This is a genomic window from Rhizobium terrae (assembly GCF_003425685.1).
In the GTDB taxonomy this organism is placed as follows: domain Bacteria; phylum Pseudomonadota; class Alphaproteobacteria; order Rhizobiales; family Rhizobiaceae; genus Neorhizobium; species Neorhizobium terrae.
This window is the reverse complement of sequence record NZ_QJKM01000010.1, coordinates 143,641-159,779: the sequence shown is the minus strand read 5'-3', so window position 1 is coordinate 159,779 and position 16,139 is coordinate 143,641. Positions and strand designations below refer to the sequence as shown.

Annotated in this window: 14 protein-coding genes and 1 tRNA gene; 7 read left to right on the top strand and 8 right to left on the bottom strand. The window is 62.1% G+C overall.

Features of this window, described 5'->3' with window-relative positions:
- Positions 1 to 80: 80 nt before the first annotated feature.
- A complete protein-coding gene (locus tag DMO26_RS19850; RefSeq protein WP_117193904.1) occupies positions 81 to 3,020 on the bottom strand; it encodes an Rne/Rng family ribonuclease in 2,940 nt (979 codons plus the stop codon).
- Between the two features lie 440 nt (positions 3,021 to 3,460).
- Entirely contained in the window at positions 3,461 to 3,871 is a 411-nt protein-coding gene (locus tag DMO26_RS34435; RefSeq protein WP_226951369.1) for a hypothetical protein, read from the bottom strand.
- Between DMO26_RS34435 and DMO26_RS19845 the strand changes: the two genes are divergently transcribed.
- The 3 genes from DMO26_RS19845 (at position 3,755) to prfB (ending at position 8,881) form a co-directional block, all read left to right on the top strand.
- Entirely contained in the window at positions 3,755 to 4,891 is a 1,137-nt protein-coding gene (locus DMO26_RS19845) for an N-acetylmuramoyl-L-alanine amidase (RefSeq protein ID WP_226951365.1), read from the top strand. The genes DMO26_RS34435 and DMO26_RS19845 overlap by 117 nt on opposite strands.
- A 256-nt stretch (positions 4,892 to 5,147) precedes the next feature.
- The gene (locus DMO26_RS19840) at positions 5,148 to 7,604 is read left to right on the top strand and encodes a penicillin-binding protein 1A (protein WP_117193902.1); all 2,457 of its coding nucleotides are present in this window, start codon (positions 5,148 to 5,150) and stop codon (positions 7,602 to 7,604) included.
- 145 nt (positions 7,605 to 7,749) lie between these two features.
- Positions 7,750 to 8,881 (top strand): peptide chain release factor 2 gene (gene prfB, locus DMO26_RS19835; protein WP_117193901.1). Its coding sequence is split into 2 segments (ribosomal slippage): positions 7,750 to 7,818 and positions 7,820 to 8,881, totalling 1,131 coding nucleotides; the frame shifts between segments, so codons are not numbered across the junction.
- A 73-nt stretch (positions 8,882 to 8,954) separates the two neighbouring features.
- Here prfB and DMO26_RS19830 read toward each other — a convergent pair.
- Complete coding sequence (locus tag DMO26_RS19830) at positions 8,955 to 10,157, bottom strand: multidrug effflux MFS transporter (protein WP_117193900.1); 1,203 nt, start codon at positions 10,155 to 10,157, stop codon at positions 8,955 to 8,957.
- 170 nt (positions 10,158 to 10,327) lie between these two features.
- Here DMO26_RS19830 and DMO26_RS19825 point away from each other — a divergent pair, with 170 nt between their 5' ends.
- Entirely contained in the window at positions 10,328 to 10,984 is a 657-nt protein-coding gene (locus DMO26_RS19825) for a TetR/AcrR family transcriptional regulator (RefSeq protein WP_117193899.1), read from the top strand.
- Positions 10,985 to 11,025: 41 nt separating this feature from the next.
- Here the strand turns inward: DMO26_RS19825 and DMO26_RS19820 are convergent, their stop codons facing one another.
- Positions 11,026 to 11,799 (bottom strand): NAD kinase, encoded by a 774-nt coding sequence (locus DMO26_RS19820; RefSeq protein WP_117193898.1) that lies wholly within the window; start codon positions 11,797 to 11,799, stop codon positions 11,026 to 11,028.
- A gap of 245 nt (positions 11,800 to 12,044) precedes the next feature.
- Here DMO26_RS19820 and DMO26_RS19815 point away from each other — a divergent pair.
- Positions 12,045 to 12,120: transfer RNA gene (locus tag DMO26_RS19815), tRNA-Thr, on the top strand.
- 443 nt (positions 12,121 to 12,563) lie between these two features.
- On the opposite strand, the gene DMO26_RS19810 is transcribed toward DMO26_RS19815, so the two are convergent.
- The 3 genes from DMO26_RS19810 to DMO26_RS19800 form a co-directional block, all read right to left on the bottom strand.
- Positions 12,564 to 12,767: a hypothetical protein gene (locus tag DMO26_RS19810; RefSeq protein WP_117193897.1), complete on the bottom strand. Its 204-nt coding sequence runs from the start codon at positions 12,765 to 12,767 to the stop codon at positions 12,564 to 12,566.
- Between the two features lie 690 nt (positions 12,768 to 13,457).
- On the bottom strand, positions 13,458 to 13,811 hold the full coding sequence (locus DMO26_RS19805; RefSeq protein WP_117193896.1) for a helix-turn-helix domain-containing protein: 354 nt from the start codon (positions 13,809 to 13,811) through the stop codon (positions 13,458 to 13,460).
- 11 nt (positions 13,812 to 13,822) lie between these two features.
- The gene (locus tag DMO26_RS19800) at positions 13,823 to 14,074 is read right to left on the bottom strand and encodes a type II toxin-antitoxin system RelE family toxin (RefSeq protein WP_117193895.1); all 252 of its coding nucleotides are present in this window, start codon (positions 14,072 to 14,074) and stop codon (positions 13,823 to 13,825) included.
- Between the two features lie 72 nt (positions 14,075 to 14,146).
- Here DMO26_RS19800 and DMO26_RS19795 point away from each other — a divergent pair, with 72 nt between their 5' ends.
- On the top strand, positions 14,147 to 14,539 hold the full coding sequence (locus tag DMO26_RS19795; RefSeq protein ID WP_162894985.1) for a hypothetical protein: 393 nt from the start codon (positions 14,147 to 14,149) through the stop codon (positions 14,537 to 14,539).
- Positions 14,540 to 14,803: 264 nt separating this feature from the next.
- Positions 14,804 to 15,406, top strand: a complete 603-nt coding sequence (locus tag DMO26_RS19790) for a hypothetical protein (RefSeq protein WP_117193893.1) — start codon at positions 14,804 to 14,806, stop codon at positions 15,404 to 15,406.
- 51 nt (positions 15,407 to 15,457) lie between these two features.
- Here the strand turns inward: DMO26_RS19790 and DMO26_RS19785 are convergent, their stop codons facing one another.
- A complete protein-coding gene (locus tag DMO26_RS19785; RefSeq protein ID WP_117193892.1) occupies positions 15,458 to 16,120 on the bottom strand; it encodes an SH3 domain-containing protein in 663 nt (220 codons plus the stop codon).
- Between the last annotated feature and the right edge of the window lie 19 nt (positions 16,121 to 16,139).

The window sequence follows — 16,139 nt, the reverse complement described above, 5'->3', positions numbered from 1 at the left end:
ATCTCACCGATGGGCGCCACGCGCAAACGAAAACGGCCGCGTCGAACACGGCCGTTTCGCTTCACAGGTTTCGTTTCGGCTCAGAAGAAGCCGCGGCGCTGCCACCAGCCGGCCTTTTTGGGCTTCGGCGGCTCGCCGTCACCCTCAGGAGCAGCCGAAGACGGCTCGGAGCTCTTTACGACTGCTTCGGTCGAAGACGAGATGTTCGATGCCCGGTTGGCGCGAACCGGTTTGGCGTCCTCGGTGGACTGAGCGGCAGCCTCGGTGGCGGCCGGCTCTTCAGCCGCTGCATCCTCCACCGCTGCGGGCGCCTCGCCAAGTGCCGCTTCGACCTGTTCGACCACAGCCTCGACCGGAGCAGTTTCCGCGGAAGCGGGTGCCTCGGCGGCGGGAACGTCTTCAGTTGCGGCCGCAGCCTTGCCGCGGCGCGAACGGCGCGGCTTCGCAGCCGGCTGTTCTGCCGGTTCGGCTGGCGCTTCGGCGGTTTCGACAACGGCCTCGACAGCGACGCTTTCGGCAGCTTCCGCGTCAGCGGCTGCCGCGTCTCCTTCATCGCCGTCCTCGTCACCGCCCTCTTCGGCTTCGCCGGAAGCGTTCAGCTCCTGGCCGTCTTCGCCGTTGCGATTGCGGCGGCCGCCACGCTTGCCGCGCCGGCGGCGCTTGCGGCGATTGCTCTCTTCGGAGTCGGATACTTCGGCTACTGCCGCCTCGGTGGCTTCGCCGGCATTGGATACATCGTCCTCGCCTTCGTCGCCGTCCTCGTCGCCTTCGGCCATGTCGTCATTGCCGGCCTGTGCAGCCTGGCCGTCTCCGCCACGTTCGCCGCGGTTGCGGCGGCGGCGGCGGCGCTTGCGCTTACGACCGTTCTCATCGCCCTGGGCGCGATCCTGGGCAGCCTGCTGCGGCTGCGAGGCGACAGATTCCTCCTCTTCCTCCTCGTCGGCCTCGATGATGACGTCGTCATCCTCGTCCTCCACGGGAAGGGCTGCGAACTGCATCAGGCTTTCGATCTTGACCGGGTTTTCGACCGGCTCGCCGCGATCGATCGCGAAGTGGCTGGAGCCGATGCTGACATCCGATTCGATGAAGATCGAGACGCCGAAGCGGTTTTCGTAATCGACGACGCTGCCGCGCTTGTGGTTCAGGAGATAGAGCGCGATATCCGGCGTCGTGCGCACGGTGATGTCATGCGTGGTGTTCTTGAGGAGATATTCCTCGATGCCGCGCAGCACGTGCAGGGCGACCGACGACTGCGAACGCACATGGCCGGTGCCGCCGCAATGCGAGCAGATCTGCGTCGTCGATTCCAAAACCGAAGCGCGAATACGCTGGCGCGACATTTCCAAGAGACCGAAATGCGAGATGCGGCCGACCTGGATACGGGCGCGGTCGTTCTTCAGGCAATCCTTCAGCTTCTTTTCGACGGCGCGGTTGTTGCGCTTTTCTTCCATGTCGATGAAGTCGATAACGATCAGGCCGGCAAGGTCGCGCAGGCGAAGCTGGCGTGCGACTTCCTCGGCTGCTTCGAGGTTCGTCTGGAGCGCGGTCTCTTCGATCGAGTGTTCGCGGGTCGAGCGGCCGGAGTTGACGTCGATGGCGACCAGCGCTTCGGTCTGGTTGATGATCAGGTAGCCGCCGGACTTCAGCGTTACCTGCGGCTGCAGCATGCGGTCGAGCTGCGCCTCGATGCCGGAGCGCGAGAAGATCGGGTGCAGGTCGCGATAGGGCTGTACCACCTTGGCGTGGCTCGGCATCAGCATCTTCATGAAGTCTTTCGCTTCACGATAGCCTTCTTCGCCGGACACGATGATCTCGCCGATATCCTTGTTGTAGAGGTCGCGGATCGAACGCTTGATCAGCGAGCCTTCCTCGTAGACGAGGGTCGGGGCCGTCGAGCTCAGCGTCAGCGTGCGGACGTTTTCCCACAGGCGCATCAGGTATTCGAAGTCGCGCTTGATTTCGACGCGGGTGCGGTTGGCGCCGGCGGTGCGCAGGATGACGCCCATGCCCTGCGGCACGTCGAGCTCGCGGGCAATCTCCTTGAGGCGCTTGCGGTCCTGCGGCTGGGTGATCTTGCGGGAAATGCCGCCGCCGCGTGCGGTATTCGGCATCAGCACCGAATAGCGGCCGGCGAGCGACAGATAGGTGGTGAGAGCCGCGCCCTTGTTGCCGCGTTCTTCCTTGGCGACCTGCACGAGCAGGATCTGGCGGCGCTTGATGACTTCCTGGATGCGGTACTGCTTGCGCGGCTTGCGCACGACGCGGTCGGGAACCTCTTCCATCGCGTCTTCGGCGCCCACGGATTCGATCACTTCCTTTTCGCCGTGATCGTCATCGTCGTCGTCATCGTCGTCGTCGTGACGGCGGCGGGCCTCGACGTCTTCCGAGATCGAATCGGTATCGACCATCGCGGCCATCTCGCCGGGCGTCGAACCTTCGTCGTCGCTGGTATCGGAGGAGGGGGCTTCCGCTTCCGGGGCCTCCGCCGTTTCTTCCGCCGCGACTTCCGTCGGCTTCTTGCGGGAGCGCGAGCGTTTCGGCTTGGCCTTCGGCTTTTCGGCTTCCTCGACGGCCGCCACTTCGGCGGGGCTGGCCTCGGCTGCTTCCGAACCGGCCTCGCTCACCGGCTCGGTCGCCGGGAGCGGGGTGGAAGCTATGCCGATATCCGGCTGCTCTTCGTTGGCCAGATCAACGATCGGATCGGCGGCTTCCGCCTCGGCGATCTTGCGCTGGTCTTCCGCCTCCTGCTGCATCAGCGCCTGACGGTCGGCGAGCGGGATCTGGTAATAGTCGGGGTGGATTTCCGCGAAAGCGAGGAAACCGTGGCGATTGCCGCCGTAATCGACGAACGCCGCCTGCAGGGAGGGTTCGACCCTCGTCACCTTCGCCAGATAAATGTTGCCGCGTATCTGTTTCTTATGCTGCGATTCGAAATCGAATTCCTCGATCCGGTTACCGCGAACGACGACTACCCGCGTCTCCTCTTCATGAGACGCGTCGATAAGCATTTTGTCTGCCATTGAAATTCTGCTCCTCGGCGCCGCCGGGGACGTGCAGGAAAGTCTGCCGTAAGAACAGACCCGTCATGCGATATGGTCGCTGCGCCGGATAAAGATGTTCCCGTTCGGCGCGACTGTGACGGCAACCGGAACGATGACGGGGCTTGGAGCTCCCTCGATCCTTCCGGGTTCTGAAAAATGTGCCGCAACATTAAAGACCAAACGAGAATGACGATACCAAAGGCCCTCGAGGGCCCGATGAATTTGCTCCACTGAGCGATGGGTGGCGCGCCACCCGGACTGTTTCCGGCCACCGCCGGATTGGATCGAGTATCAGGAAAAAGTGTAGCGACGGCGGATGACTGTCGGTCTTCGGCGCCAGGTCCAATCGAGGCTGGCTGCCTATCGGCAGACTATCCCGTCAACACTTTAACCCTCGTCCGCGTTGTATGGTTTATCTGTCACAATAGCAAGGGAAAAGCCAAGTTTGCCATATTCTGGATGGAATTACGCGGCTTATGGATGGCAAGGATCGGGCGGATGATTCGCTTCTTTTTCAGTGCAAATGGCTTTAGAACAGGCACTTTGGCAGCGAGTTTCTGGCATTCGGCGGGGCTTTTGATGCGAGTTTTGGTTTGAGCGCGGGTGTTGAGGCGGACGCGGCTAAAGCCTTTGTCACGGGTGCGGCGCGCCTTTTTGCGCGAATCGCTGCCGTTCTGCTGCTGCTCGGCGGTGGTGTCACGTCCGCTCCCGCGGTGTCCCCGGGTGCCACGAAACAGCCCCTGCTTGCCTTCGGCGCACGGGTTGCCGGCGACGACGCACGCACCCGGATCGTCATAGATTTCGAGAAGAAGCCGGAATTTTCCGTACATTACGTGGCTGCGCCGGAACGGGTGATCGTCGATCTGCCCGCCACGGCCTTCGGTTTCCCGGCGGAGGATCTGGGCGCACGCGGCCTCTTCAAGGACATCCGCTACGGCACGATGGATGAGACGAGCGCCCGGATCGTGCTGACGGCCAAGAAGCCGGTGAAGCTTTTGCTTGCCGAGGTGCAGCCGAACGACAATGGCAGCTATCGCCTTGTCCTGGATGCCGAAATGGCTTCCAGGGAAGTCTTTGCCGAGCTGGTGAAGACGCAGAGCTGGTCGAAGCCGGCGGTTGCTGCGCCGGACCCGCTGGCCGCCGCGACACAGGACAACGTCTTCACCGTCGCGGTCGACGCCGGCCACGGCGGGATCGATGTCGGCGCGATGGGCGCGGCGAGCAAGACCCCCGAAAAGACGATCACGCTCACCTTCGCCAAGATTCTCGCCGACAGGTTGAACAGGATCAACGGCGTAAAGGCCTTCCTTACGCGTGATGACGATACGTTCCTGTCGCTCTCCGAGCGCGTGACGATCGCCCGTCAGCAGCACGCCGACCTTTTCATCTCGCTGCACGCCGATACGCTCGGCCAGAAGGACATCCGCGGCGCGACGGTCTATACACTCTCGGACAAGGCCTCCGACCGCATGGCCGAAAATCTCGCCGCGCGTGAAAATCTGTCCGACGAGCTTGCCGGTTTCAGCATCCAGAGCGGCCCGCCTGAAGTGGCCGACATCCTGCTGGACCTGGCCCGGCGCGAGACGCAGGCTTTTTCGATCGCGCTCGCCACCAATGTGGTCGAATCCTTCGAGGGGCAGGTGGGGCTCATCAACAACCCCCATCGTTATGCCGGTTTCCAGGTGCTTCGCGCGCCGGACATTCCGTCCGTCCTTCTGGAGCTCGGATTCCTGTCCAACGCGGAGGACGAAAAACTGCTGCTGGACGACGCCTGGCGGACCAAGGTGACGGAACGCATCGCCGATGCCGTGCGGCGCTATCGCGATCGGGCTCAGGCAAGCGGCGATTGATGACGCGCTTTTGCGTGGCCCGCGCGCTACAGGTTTCGGATGAATTCGTGCAGGTCGGGTGGTGAGGCGTAAATCGGGGCGCCGAGCCCTATTTTACTCACATTCGGGCGGTTACTCGGTGGGATGGGCGGTGCATTGGATGACGGACGATTGATCCGCTTCCTCCTTGCGCTGCTGCAATCACCGTGCAAAACGCGTCAAATCATGCGATGGTGTTTTTCATGCGCCGAATGGAAGCTCTAACGGTAGCTCAGATATGATCAGATTGATTGGTTACCTCTTTGGATTGGCCTGCGTCCTGTTTCTGGTCGTGGCTGCCGGCTTGGGCATATACCTTGCCGGAATGACCAAGGATCTGCCGAACTACGAGGTGCTTGCTTCCTACGAGCCGCCGGTCGCAACCCGGGTTCATGCGGGCAATGGCGCGCTGATGGCCGAATATGCCCGCGAACGGCGCCTGTTCCTGCCCATCCAGGCCGTGCCCGACCGGGTCAAGGCCGCGTTCCTTTCGGCCGAAGACAAGAATTTCTACAATCATCCGGGCGTCGACATTACCGGCCTCGGCCGCGCGGTTCTTTCCAATCTCCAGAATCTCGGCTCCGGCCGCCGCCCGGAGGGTGCGTCAACCATCACCCAGCAGGTGGCGAAGAACTTCCTGCTGACCGCCGACCAGACGATCGACCGCAAGGTCAAGGAAGCGATCCTCTCCTTCCGCATCGAGCAGACCTATTCCAAGGACAAGATCCTCGAACTTTACCTGAACGAGATCTTCTTCGGCCTGAATTCCTATGGCATCGCCGGCGCGGCGCTGACGTATTTCGACAAGTCGGTGACGGAACTGACGACGGCGGAAGCGGCCTATCTTGCAGCGCTCCCGAAAGGTCCGGCCAACTATCATCCCTTCCGGCGCGAAAAGGCGGCACTCGAGCGCCGCAATTGGGTCATCGATCGCATGGCCGAGAACGGCTACATCACTCAGGCCGACGCCGACGACGCCAAGAAACAGCCGCTCGGCGTCAAGCAGCGCCGCACCGGCACGCACCTCTTCGCCTCGGATTATTTTTCGGAGGAAGTCCGTCGCCAGATCATCGAGCGTTACGGCGACAAGGCGCTTTACGAAGGCGGCCTTTCGGTCCGCACCTCGCTCGATCCGGATCTCCAGATCATCGCCCGCCGCGTGCTCCAGGAAGGGCTCCTCGACTATGACGAGCGGCGCGGTTTCCGCGGTCCGGTTGCGCAGATCGCGATGATGGGAGACTGGGGTCCCGAACTCGCCAAGCTGCCGGCGCTCCGCGACGTGCCGGAATGGAAGCTCGCCGTCGTGACGGACGTGACGCCGAAATCGGTTGCGATCGGCCTGCAGCCTGCGACCGACGGGGCCGGCAAGGTGGACGCCGCGCGCGACGCCGGCACGATCGCTCCCGACGACATGAAATGGGCCTATCGGGACGCGACGGACACCCGCAAGCCCGCAAAGTCTCCCGACGGCGTGCTGAAGCGCGGCGACGTCGTTTATGTCGAACCGATCAACGAGGCGGCCAAGACCTACCGCCTGCGCCAGCCGCCGAAGGTTCAGGGCGGGTTCGTCGCGATGGACCCGAATACCGGCCGCGTTCTCGCCATGGCCGGCGGCTTCTCCTACGCCCAGTCGGAGTTCAACCGCGCCACCCAGGCGATGCGCCAGCCCGGTTCTTCCTTCAAACCGTTCGTCTATTCCGCAGCGCTCGACAACGGCTACACGCCGGCATCGGTCATTCTCGACGCGCCGATCGAGATCGTCTCGGGCGGTCAGGTCTGGCGGCCGGACAACTACGGCGGCGATTCGGGCGGCCCGTCGACGCTGCGCACCGGCATCGAAAAGTCCCGCAACCAGATGACCGTGCGCCTGGCGCAGGACATGGGCATGGAACTGGTCGCCGAATATGCCGAGCGCTTCGGCATCTACGACAAGATGCTGCCGGTGCTGGCCATGTCGCTCGGCTCCGGCGAGACGACGGTCATGCGCATGGTCTCGGCCTATGCCGTGCTCGCCAATGGCGGCAAGCAGATTAAGCCGACGGTCATCGACCGCATCCAGGACCGTTACGGCAAGACGATCTTCCGCCACGAGGAACGCAACTGCGACGGCTGCAACGCCAACAACTGGTCGAACCAGGAAGAGCCGACGATCGTCGACAACCGCGAACAGGTTCTCGATCCGATGACGGCCTACCAGATCACTTCGATGATGCAGGGCGTGGTCATCCGCGGCACGGCTGCCGGCAAGATCCCGGTCAAGGATCGCGATGTCGCGGGCAAGACCGGAACCACCAACGACGAAAAGGACGCCTGGTTCGTCGGCTACACGCCGAACCTCGTGGCCGGCCTCTATATCGGCTACGACACGCCGACTCCGCTCGGCCGCGCCGGCACCGGCAGCGGTCTTGCCGCGCCGATCTTTGGCAAGTTCCTGGCCGAAGCCGCCAAGCTTACCCCGGCTGAGAAATTCCACGTGCCGGAAGGCATGCAGCTCATCGCCGTCGATCGCAAGACCGGCATGGGTGCGGTGGAGGGCGACCCGAACACGATCGTCGAGGCCTTCAAGCCCGGCACCGGTCCCGCCGACGTCTTCCAGGTCATCGGCGATGGCGAATACATGACCCAGGACCAGATCTTCTCGCATTCCCCGCAGGCGCAGCAGGCCGTCACCTCGGGCATGCCCGGCCTTTTCTGACCGTCTGCCTTTTCTGATCGTCAACCTCTTCTGATATCCTTCGCCGCAGCGGTTGCCGCTGAGGCCCGGTCTTTACATCCGGGCCTCATGCAACTATGTCCACGGCACCTTTAAATTCCAGACATAGAGAGTGAAAATCAACGCCATGCGCGCGGAAATCATCAATGTAGTCGACGAAATCAAGCAGGCCATAAGCCTGCTGAGGAGGCATCTTTGACTGGGACCAGGCGGTAAGACGACTGGACTGGTTGAACAACAAGGCAGAGGATCCGAACCTCTGGAATGACGCCCAGGAAGCCCAGAAGCTGATGCGTGAGCGCCAGCAGCTCGAAGACGGCATCAACGGCGTCAAGACGATGGAAGGCCAGCTCAACGACAATATCGAGCTGATCGAGCTTGGCGAGGAAGAGGGCGACGAGGCGATCGTCACCGAGGCGGAAAACGCTCTGAAGGCGCTGAAGGCCGAAGCCGGGCGCCGCCAGGTCGAGGCCATGCTGTCCGGTGAGGCCGACAGCAACGACACCTATCTCGAAGTGCATTCCGGCGCCGGCGGCACGGAAAGCCAGGACTGGGCGAACATGCTGCTGCGCATGTACACCCGCTGGGCCGAGCGTTCAGGCTTCAAGGTCGAGCTCATGGAAGTCCATGACGGCGAAGAAGCGGGCATCAAGTCGGCGACCATGCTGGTCAAGGGCCACAATGCCTACGGCTGGCTGAAGACCGAATCGGGCGTGCATCGCCTTGTCCGCATCTCGCCCTATGACAGCAATGCGCGCCGCCACACGTCCTTCTCGTCGATCTGGGTCTATCCGGTCGTCGACGACTCGATCAACATCGAGATCAACGAAAGCGACTGCCGCATCGACACCTATCGTTCGTCCGGCGCCGGCGGCCAGCACGTCAACACGACCGACTCGGCCGTGCGCATCACCCATATCCCGACCGGCATCGTGGTCGCCTGCCAGCAGGAGCGCTCGCAGCATAAGAACCGCGCCAAGGCCTGGGAAATGCTGCGCGCCCGCATGTACGAGGCGGAGTTGAAGAAGCGCGAGGAGGCCGCCAATGCCGAAGCCGCGTCCAAGACCGATATCGGCTGGGGACATCAGATCCGTTCCTACGTCCTGCAGCCCTATCAGCTGGTGAAGGACCTGCGCACCGGCGTCGCCAGCACCGCGCCGGACGACGTGCTCGACGGGGAATTGAACGAATTCATGGAAGCCGCTCTCGCCCATCGAATCAGCGGCAAGCCGGATGTGGACGTCGCCGACGTCGACTGATCGAATTGATGTTCGAACGCAAAAGGCCGGATCGCAAGACCCGGCCTTTTTCTTCGTCCGAGTTTCGCCGCGGTTATTCTGCGGCGGCCATCGCGCTCTGCTGGCTGCGCAGCACAACGAGCGACAGCAGGAAAACGACGACCGAGCAGACGGCGATGACGGTCACCATCGGCAGCGAGGTGCCGTCCGCAAACAGGCCGCCGACGCCGACCACGATCGCCGAAGTCACGAACTGGATCGTGCCCATCATCGCCGATGCCGTGCCGGCAATGCGGCCGTGATGTTCGAGCGCCAGAACCGCGGCCGTCGGGATGATCATGCCGAGGAAGCCGTAGCCGCCGAAGAGAAATGCCGCCATCACTTCCAGCCGGTCGATGCCGAGCGACGTGACCAGGGCCAGCATGACCATCATCGCCGCATAACCGAGAACCGCGCCGCGGATCACCTTCCTGAGGCCGATCTTGCGGGAAAGCCAGCCGTTCAGCTGCGACATGCCGATGAAGGCGACCGCATTGCCCGAAAAGACGACGCTGTAAAAGGACGGTGACAGGCCATAGTGCCCGATAAGCACGAAGGACGAGTTCGCCACGTAGATCATGTAGCTCGACATGCCGAACGAGGCGATCAGCACCAGCCCCAGATAATAGGGATCGCTGAGCAGCGTGCCGTAGGCCTTGAGCGCGCTGCCGATACTGCTTTCGCTGCGGGCGGCGGGCAGGCGGGTCTCCTCCAGGAAGAAGGTGGCGACGATCGCGCCGCCAGCGCCGGCGCCGACCATGACCCAGAAGATCAGCCGCCAGTCGCCGAACACGGTGACGATGCTGCCGGCAAGCGGCGCGAGGATCGGCGAGACGCTGAAGACCAGCATCAGCCGCGACATCAGCTGTGCGGCTGCCGGGCCTGTGTGAAGGTCGCGGACGATGGCGCGGGAGATGACGACGCCGGCGCAGGCGCCCATGCCCTGCAGGAAGCGGAAGACGATCAACCATTCGATCGACGGCGACAGCGCGCAGCCGATCGCGCCGAGCGCATAAAGGCCGAGCCCGACATAAAGCGGCCGCTTGCGGCCGAACATGTCGGAGAGGGGTCCGTACGCGATCTGCGATACCGCCATCGCGGCGAAGAAGGAGATGAGGCTCGCCTGCACGGCATGGCTGTCAGCCCCGAGATCGGCGCTGATAGTGGGGAGAGCCGGAAGATACATGTCGAGGGCGAAAAGCCCGATAGCGGAGAGCAGCCCGAGCGAAAGGGCATGCGAAGGAGCTCTGCTTTGCATTTGGAAAAAACCTTTCCCGTCACCACATCTGCCGTGATACGGCAGGGCGGACGACGATTATGGGAGATGAGTATGAAAGCCGGCCGCGCATGGGAGAATGGCCTCAAGCAATCATGTAAAATATTTTGGACACAATTGTCCAATCCGTCAAGTGCCTGTATGATGATGTCATGAAAAATTCGTCTGCCGAACTTACGCACGAATACGATACTTGGCCGCCGGCGCAGAACAAACGCCAGGCGATCCTCAATGCCGCGGCGGATGTCTTCGCTCAGGAAGGTTTTGCAGGCGCGAGCATCGATGCGATCGCGGCAAGGGCCGGGGTGTCGCGCCAGACGATCTACAACCAGCTGGGCGACAAGGATAATCTTTTCAAGGTCGTCGTTTCCGAGATCACCGATCGGTCCAGTGCCGGCTTCTTCCGCGTCCTCGATACATTTCCCGACAGGCCCCAGGATCTTGAAAGGGAGTTGGCGGCCTTTTCCGCGCAGCTGCTCCGTAAGGCGATCTGCGACCCGAACGGCCGCTGGCTGCGCAAGCTGGTGGAGACGGAGGGCGCGCGTTTCCCGGAACTTTTCGAGACCTGGAAGGAATACGGTCCCGGCAAAAAATATCCGGCGGTCGCAGCCCGCCTCGCGCAGCTTGCCCATGCCGGTTATCTGGACCTCGACGATCCGGCGCTGGCTGCCCGCCAATATATGGCGCTTCTGGCGACCGACCTTCGCTACGATCAGCAGATCGGCCGCCAGACGCCCGAATCGGAAATCGACCGCATGGCCGCCGATGCCACGAAAACCTTCCTGCGCGCCTTCGCCCGCAAGCTGTGACGTCCAGCCGCTCGCCTATCGTCGGGTGAATTGACGCAGAGTCAGTTGTTGAACTGTTCGGCGAGGATGCGGTCGGACCAGGAATGATCGGGATCGGAAAGAATGCGAGCCGTCAGGTCGGTCGACTGCGCCACCCGCACATGCAGCACGGATTTCACCTCGGCATTGTCGGCAACCGCGTTGACTGGCCGTTTTTCCGGCTCCAGGATCTCGATATCCACGCAGACGCGGTTCGGCAGAAGCGCGCCGCGCCACCGCCGCGGCCGGAAGGCGGAGACGGGCGTCATGGCGAGAAGCGGCGCCTCGAGCGGCAGGATGGGCCCGTGCGCCGAGAGATTGTAGGCGGTCGAGCCGGCGGGCGTGGCGATCATCAACCCGTCGCAGATGAGCTCCTCGAGCCGCACATGGCCGTCGATCTCGACCTTCAGCTTCGCCGCCTGATAGGACTGGCGAAAGAGATAGACTTCGTTGATGGCGAGCGCCGCGGATGTGGAGCCGTCCTCGTTCCGGGTCGTCATCTTGAGTGGATGGAACTCGTTTTCCACGGCCTCGGCCACCCGCTCGTGCAGGCCGTTGGCGCGATAGTCGTTCATCAGGAAGCCGACCGAGCCGCAGTTCATTCCGTAGACGCGCTTGTCGGTATTCATCGTATCGTGCAGTGCCTGGAGCATGAAGCCGTCGCCGCCGAGCGCCACGATCACGTCCGCTTCGGCGGGGGAAATATTGCCATAGAGCCGCACCAGTTCCTCCAGGCCGGATTGTGCCTCCGGTGCGGTGGAGGCGATGAAGGAGAGCTTTTTCGGCTGGGACGACATGGCAGGCCTTCGAAGATGTCGCCGCCCATCCCGGGGGCGCAAGAAACGCTGGAACCAGAGCTAGCACGATCCTGTGACGGAGCCATGCCGTAAGACGGCCTTAGGTATAGGAAAAACAGGCCCTTGCACAAGCGCCCTGGCAGGATGCAGAGCTTTTGCGCCTCAGGCCGATCGTCCGGGCTTGGCAATCACGCTGTTTTTCTCTTTACAGGAAGGGAAAATCTGCTAACTCCCCGGTTGAGAGTGCCCTTGTAGCTCAGTTGGTAGAGCACCTGATTTGTAATCAGGGGGTCGCGGGTTCGAACCCTGCCGGGGGCACCAATAAAATCAATCGCTTAGCTTGATCAGTCTTTTTCCTTTCCTTCTACGGGTAACGCTGGGGGTAACGGAGACCGTCATTTGCCCAAGTCGGAGCGCTACCCATAGTCTGATGATGTCGAGCAGGATCATGATGATTCGTCCTCGGTCGGTCCTGGTTCATCACCGCGTCTCGGACGGCCGCGGCGGGGCTGCTTGGTGAGCGGATGAGCCGCAAGGAAAGCTTCATCTTCCTCAATGCGCCTCTTGATCTGCTCGGGATTAAGCGAACCGTTGCGGGCGTACATGCTTTTGAGCTTATGTTTTTTTCAGTTGATTGCAGCTAGGTCCGGCGCTGGGGTCGTTATCTGGAACGCGATAGCGGCTAGTAGCTCACCTGTCGCTTCGTCCAGCTTGCGCTTGCCGGCCTCGTCCTCGGCATCAGAACATTCGAGCACGCGCGTGCTCTAAATCCATTCAGCAACAGCAAGGTCGCGCTTGGCCTGCAAGTAATTGGGGGTGAGCCGGGCCTTTTCCCATACTTCTCGGCGAGCGTTGCGAACGAGGTGATTGTAGTGCGTATCGGTAAGTGCCTCTTCGGAAAGTGGCTCCATGATCCGAAACATGAACTGGTCGAGCTGCTTGCGGTTTTTTGTGGAAAGGGCGGTCATCAACGTTCCTCCGCCCCATGCCGCAAGAAGCGCTCGTCGCGAACCTTGATATCGGCCACGACCATGGCGAGGACACTGGCCTCGAACTGCTCAATCGAGACGGTATGACCGTGATAGCGCGGGTTCTCGTAGGATAGCTTCAGGCTTTTCTTTCCGTCCCATGCCGAAGTTACGCGATAGAGTTGTTCGCCTATGCGTCTGGCGGTCTTCCCGGATTGGCAAGGGCCGGCGCAGTGAATGCCGGCAACAAGGCCATCAACGCGGTTGCCCAGGCGAACCGCGAAGCGACGAGCGAGGAATTGGCAAAGCTGATCACCAGCAATCGGCAGGAGGTCATAGATGCGCTGGCGAAGCTCGACAGGGGAAAGCGCTATTCACCGGCCGTCGAAGCTGTCGCCCGGGCGGCGCTGCTGGGGGGGGCGGAACCGCGGGGCGAGAGGCTGGATCAATCCATAGGATCAGCCCGTAGATCACAAAGCAGAAGGCGACACCGAACAGAAATCCATCGACGAACCCAGGTCCGCCCCAGTTGAATATCCCAAGCAAAGTCTCCCGCAGCGCCCACAGGGTGCCAGCGGTGATGACGATGCAGACGATTTGAACGACGCGGATCATCGCCGACAATGCCGTCAGTCGCCGTGATTGTCCAGATCAGTAGCTATGGCAGTTAAGACGGCTCACAATCCCCGGTCAGGCGAGGTCGTCCAAGTCCAGATCGAGAACCTGGGCGATCTTCTTCATGACGGAAAGGCTGCCTTCCTTCTTGCCGCTTTCGATCTCCGATAGGTAGGGCGCACTGATTTCCGCCTTTGCCGCAAGATCACGTGCAGTCAGCCCGCGATGGTTGCGCCATACCTTGACGGGGTTTTCGCCGGCAAGGAGTTGATCGACGACTTCGGAAGGGACGAGTTCATCCCGGCCGGCTGCGATATCGGCTTTGACCTTGTCGGCGGCCGCAATGTCGGCCTTGTCGAGAAGGTTTTCGTATTCGCGCAATGGAAGAACAACCAGCGTCTCGCCGTTGGGAGTGGTGATAGTCTGCATGAACTTTACTCCTATTCGTAAATATCGCTGCGTGGCCCGATCTTGATCACGTCGATGACGTTCGCCTGATCGTCCATGATGACCCGCCAGTCGGCCACCCGGAGGCAGATATAAGGGGAGCCAACCAGCGCTTTAACGTTGTTGGCCAGAGACTTCGGATCGCTTGCATATTGTTCGATCTTGGAGGTGATCCGCTTGGCCTCGTTTGCGGGGATGCGCCGGGGAACTTTCAAGGACGATTTGCTGTAAGCGATCTTTTTCATGCACCGATAGTAGCATTCGGCGAATTTCTGCCAACGGGAATTCGCTCCCGGCGAACATTTTGGAAAGGAAATGTGATACCTCGTAACCCCGGCACTGGCATCTATACCCTGCCGCCCGGCACTGGCGGATCGCCAAACACTCCGATCCTCAGCGCAATGTTCAACGCCTTCGCCGGCGACGTTGCGCAGGATCTGAACACCGCGCGTCCGATTTCGTCTGGCGGCACAAACGCAACGAACGAGACCGACGCGAGGGCGAACCTTGGCCTCGCGATCGGCTCGAACGTGCAAGCCTACGATGCTCTTCTGCAGGCCATCGTCGGTCTGACGACGTCGGCCAACCAGCTGATCTACACGACGGGTGTGGACACGGTTGCGCTCGCTTCGATCTCGGCATTCGGTCGATCCCTGATCGACGATGCGGACGCTGCTACGGCTCGGGCAACGGTGGGCGCCGATATCTGATCGTCTCCGCGATGGCCGCCATTGCGACCCGCGGCTGGATATCCAGCGAGCAGAGCGCGATCCTCAGCCAAAACCTCGACAATCATCGTCTCCGCGCTCGTCGGCTTGCTCACGGTGGCCTATGCGCTTTTCAAGCGACCTTCGAGCAAGGCAATGGATGCCGCAAAGGCGATCGACAAGCAGGTTGCGACGTCAGCGCCGGTCGTCATCCAGACCCCGGTCGGCATGCCGGACATCGTCGTGCCGGCGAAGAAGGAGTGAGCGATGGAGATCGCTCTTTCCCTTGCTCTGACGAATCCGCTCCTGCGCCAAGGCGGCGGTGTCCCGGCATGGGTGCTGCTTGACGCCACCGGGCAGCCGGTCCCCTTTGTCGTTGACGCCGTCAATGATCGCGGCTGGTACAGCGGCAAGCCTTTTCCCACGGAGGCTTCGTTTCTGGCAGTCGAGGGGATTTCCGGCGCGCTTGCCTCCGGCGTGGGTACCTTCGGCCCCTATGATGTGCCAGGCGCCCCGAATGAGATGCCGACAGATCCTGCTTTCGCGTCCATCATGGGATATACCGCCTTCGGCTCCGGCTCCTCGATTGCCCTCGTCGGCGAGGAGCTGGAGCTGACTGCGGGCGGCTCGGGTGCGGGCTGGCGGTTCAATCTGCTCTCGGCACGCAAGGCGTATCGGTTCCGCCTCAAAGGGCTGCGCGGCACGAACACCAGCGGACAGCAGACGCCACGCGGCGGGATGACCAATGCCGCTCTGTCCAGCTCGTATATCGGCAGCACTCAGTTTTCCGGGAGCATGACCGAGCAAAGCGTCATCATGCCATCAGGCGACGGTGCGCAGCGTTATGCCGGCGTCGGACAGGCGAACTGACGCAAAGGCGATCTGCCTTCGCATCAGCGAACTTCCGGTAGAAGTTGTTTTTCAGCGCTGGAGGAGGCGGGTATGGGTATTGCCGCGAGGGCCTGTGCGGACGACGGAACAGGATTGATCGGCCCGGCTGCAGTTCCGTACCCGCGAACCGCTATTTCCCCGTGGGCCGGTCCATTGACGTTCCGCCGTGCATTCGCCGCCGGAGCAGGTACGGGTATGGGTGGCCAAGCCGCCGCGGATACCGGAGGTGGAGCGTGTTGCCGTACAGGCGCCATCGGCGCATCGCACGGTGCGGTCGAAGGAACCTAACCTTGGCGCAATCGCCGGCGGATGATAGCGCCAGGCATGATACCACGGATAGCGCACGTAATAGCGATCCCAATAGGCGCGATCATAGGCGATCACCACGAGCCCGATGCGCGGCGCGACAGCCGGCGTCAGCACGACGGGCGCTCCGTGATAGGTGACCTGGATGTAGCTTGCCGAGACCCAGCCGCGATAGGCCCCGAGTGAGATGTCGCACCAGCTGTAACCGTCGATACAGCCGTAGGCGGTGATGCGGGCGCCGGCCGGCACGACGGTCACCACCGGATAGGCGGTCGAAGGGCCGGCGCGCAAGTTGACGTTGCCGGTGGCGATCGCGGCCGTCGCAGCCGCGGCCGCCGACGTCATGCCGGCCAGGATCGCGAAGGCAAGGAGGAGCTTTTTGATCATCGGATGTTCTTTCCTGAGA

Bases quoted from the DNA above. Each gene is read 5' to 3' on its own strand.
- DMO26_RS34435 (WP_226951369.1), bottom strand. From the start codon at position 3,871: ATGTACGGAAAATTCCGGCTTCTTCTCGAAATCTATGACGATCCGGGT.
- DMO26_RS19840 (WP_117193902.1), top strand. From the start codon at position 5,148: ATGATCAGATTGATTGGTTACCTCTTTGGATTGGCCTGCGTCCTGTTT.
- DMO26_RS19790 (WP_117193893.1), top strand. From the start codon at position 14,804: ATGGAGATCGCTCTTTCCCTTGCTCTGACGAATCCGCTCCTGCGCCAA.
- DMO26_RS19825 (WP_117193899.1), top strand. From the start codon at position 10,328: ATGAAAAATTCGTCTGCCGAACTTACGCACGAATACGATACTTGGCCG.
- DMO26_RS19810 (WP_117193897.1), bottom strand. From the start codon at position 12,767: ATGACCGCCCTTTCCACAAAAAACCGCAAGCAGCTCGACCAGTTCATG.
- DMO26_RS19850 (WP_117193904.1), bottom strand. From the start codon at position 3,020: ATGGCAGACAAAATGCTTATCGACGCGTCTCATGAAGAGGAGACGCGG.
- DMO26_RS19805 (WP_117193896.1), bottom strand. From the start codon at position 13,811: ATGCAGACTATCACCACTCCCAACGGCGAGACGCTGGTTGTTCTTCCA.
- DMO26_RS19820 (WP_117193898.1), bottom strand. From the start codon at position 11,799: ATGTCGTCCCAGCCGAAAAAGCTCTCCTTCATCGCCTCCACCGCACCG.
- DMO26_RS19800 (WP_117193895.1), bottom strand. From the start codon at position 14,074: ATGAAAAAGATCGCTTACAGCAAATCGTCCTTGAAAGTTCCCCGGCGC.
- DMO26_RS19785 (WP_117193892.1), bottom strand. From the start codon at position 16,120: ATGATCAAAAAGCTCCTCCTTGCCTTCGCGATCCTGGCCGGCATGACG.
- DMO26_RS19830 (WP_117193900.1), bottom strand. From the start codon at position 10,157: ATGCAAAGCAGAGCTCCTTCGCATGCCCTTTCGCTCGGGCTGCTCTCC.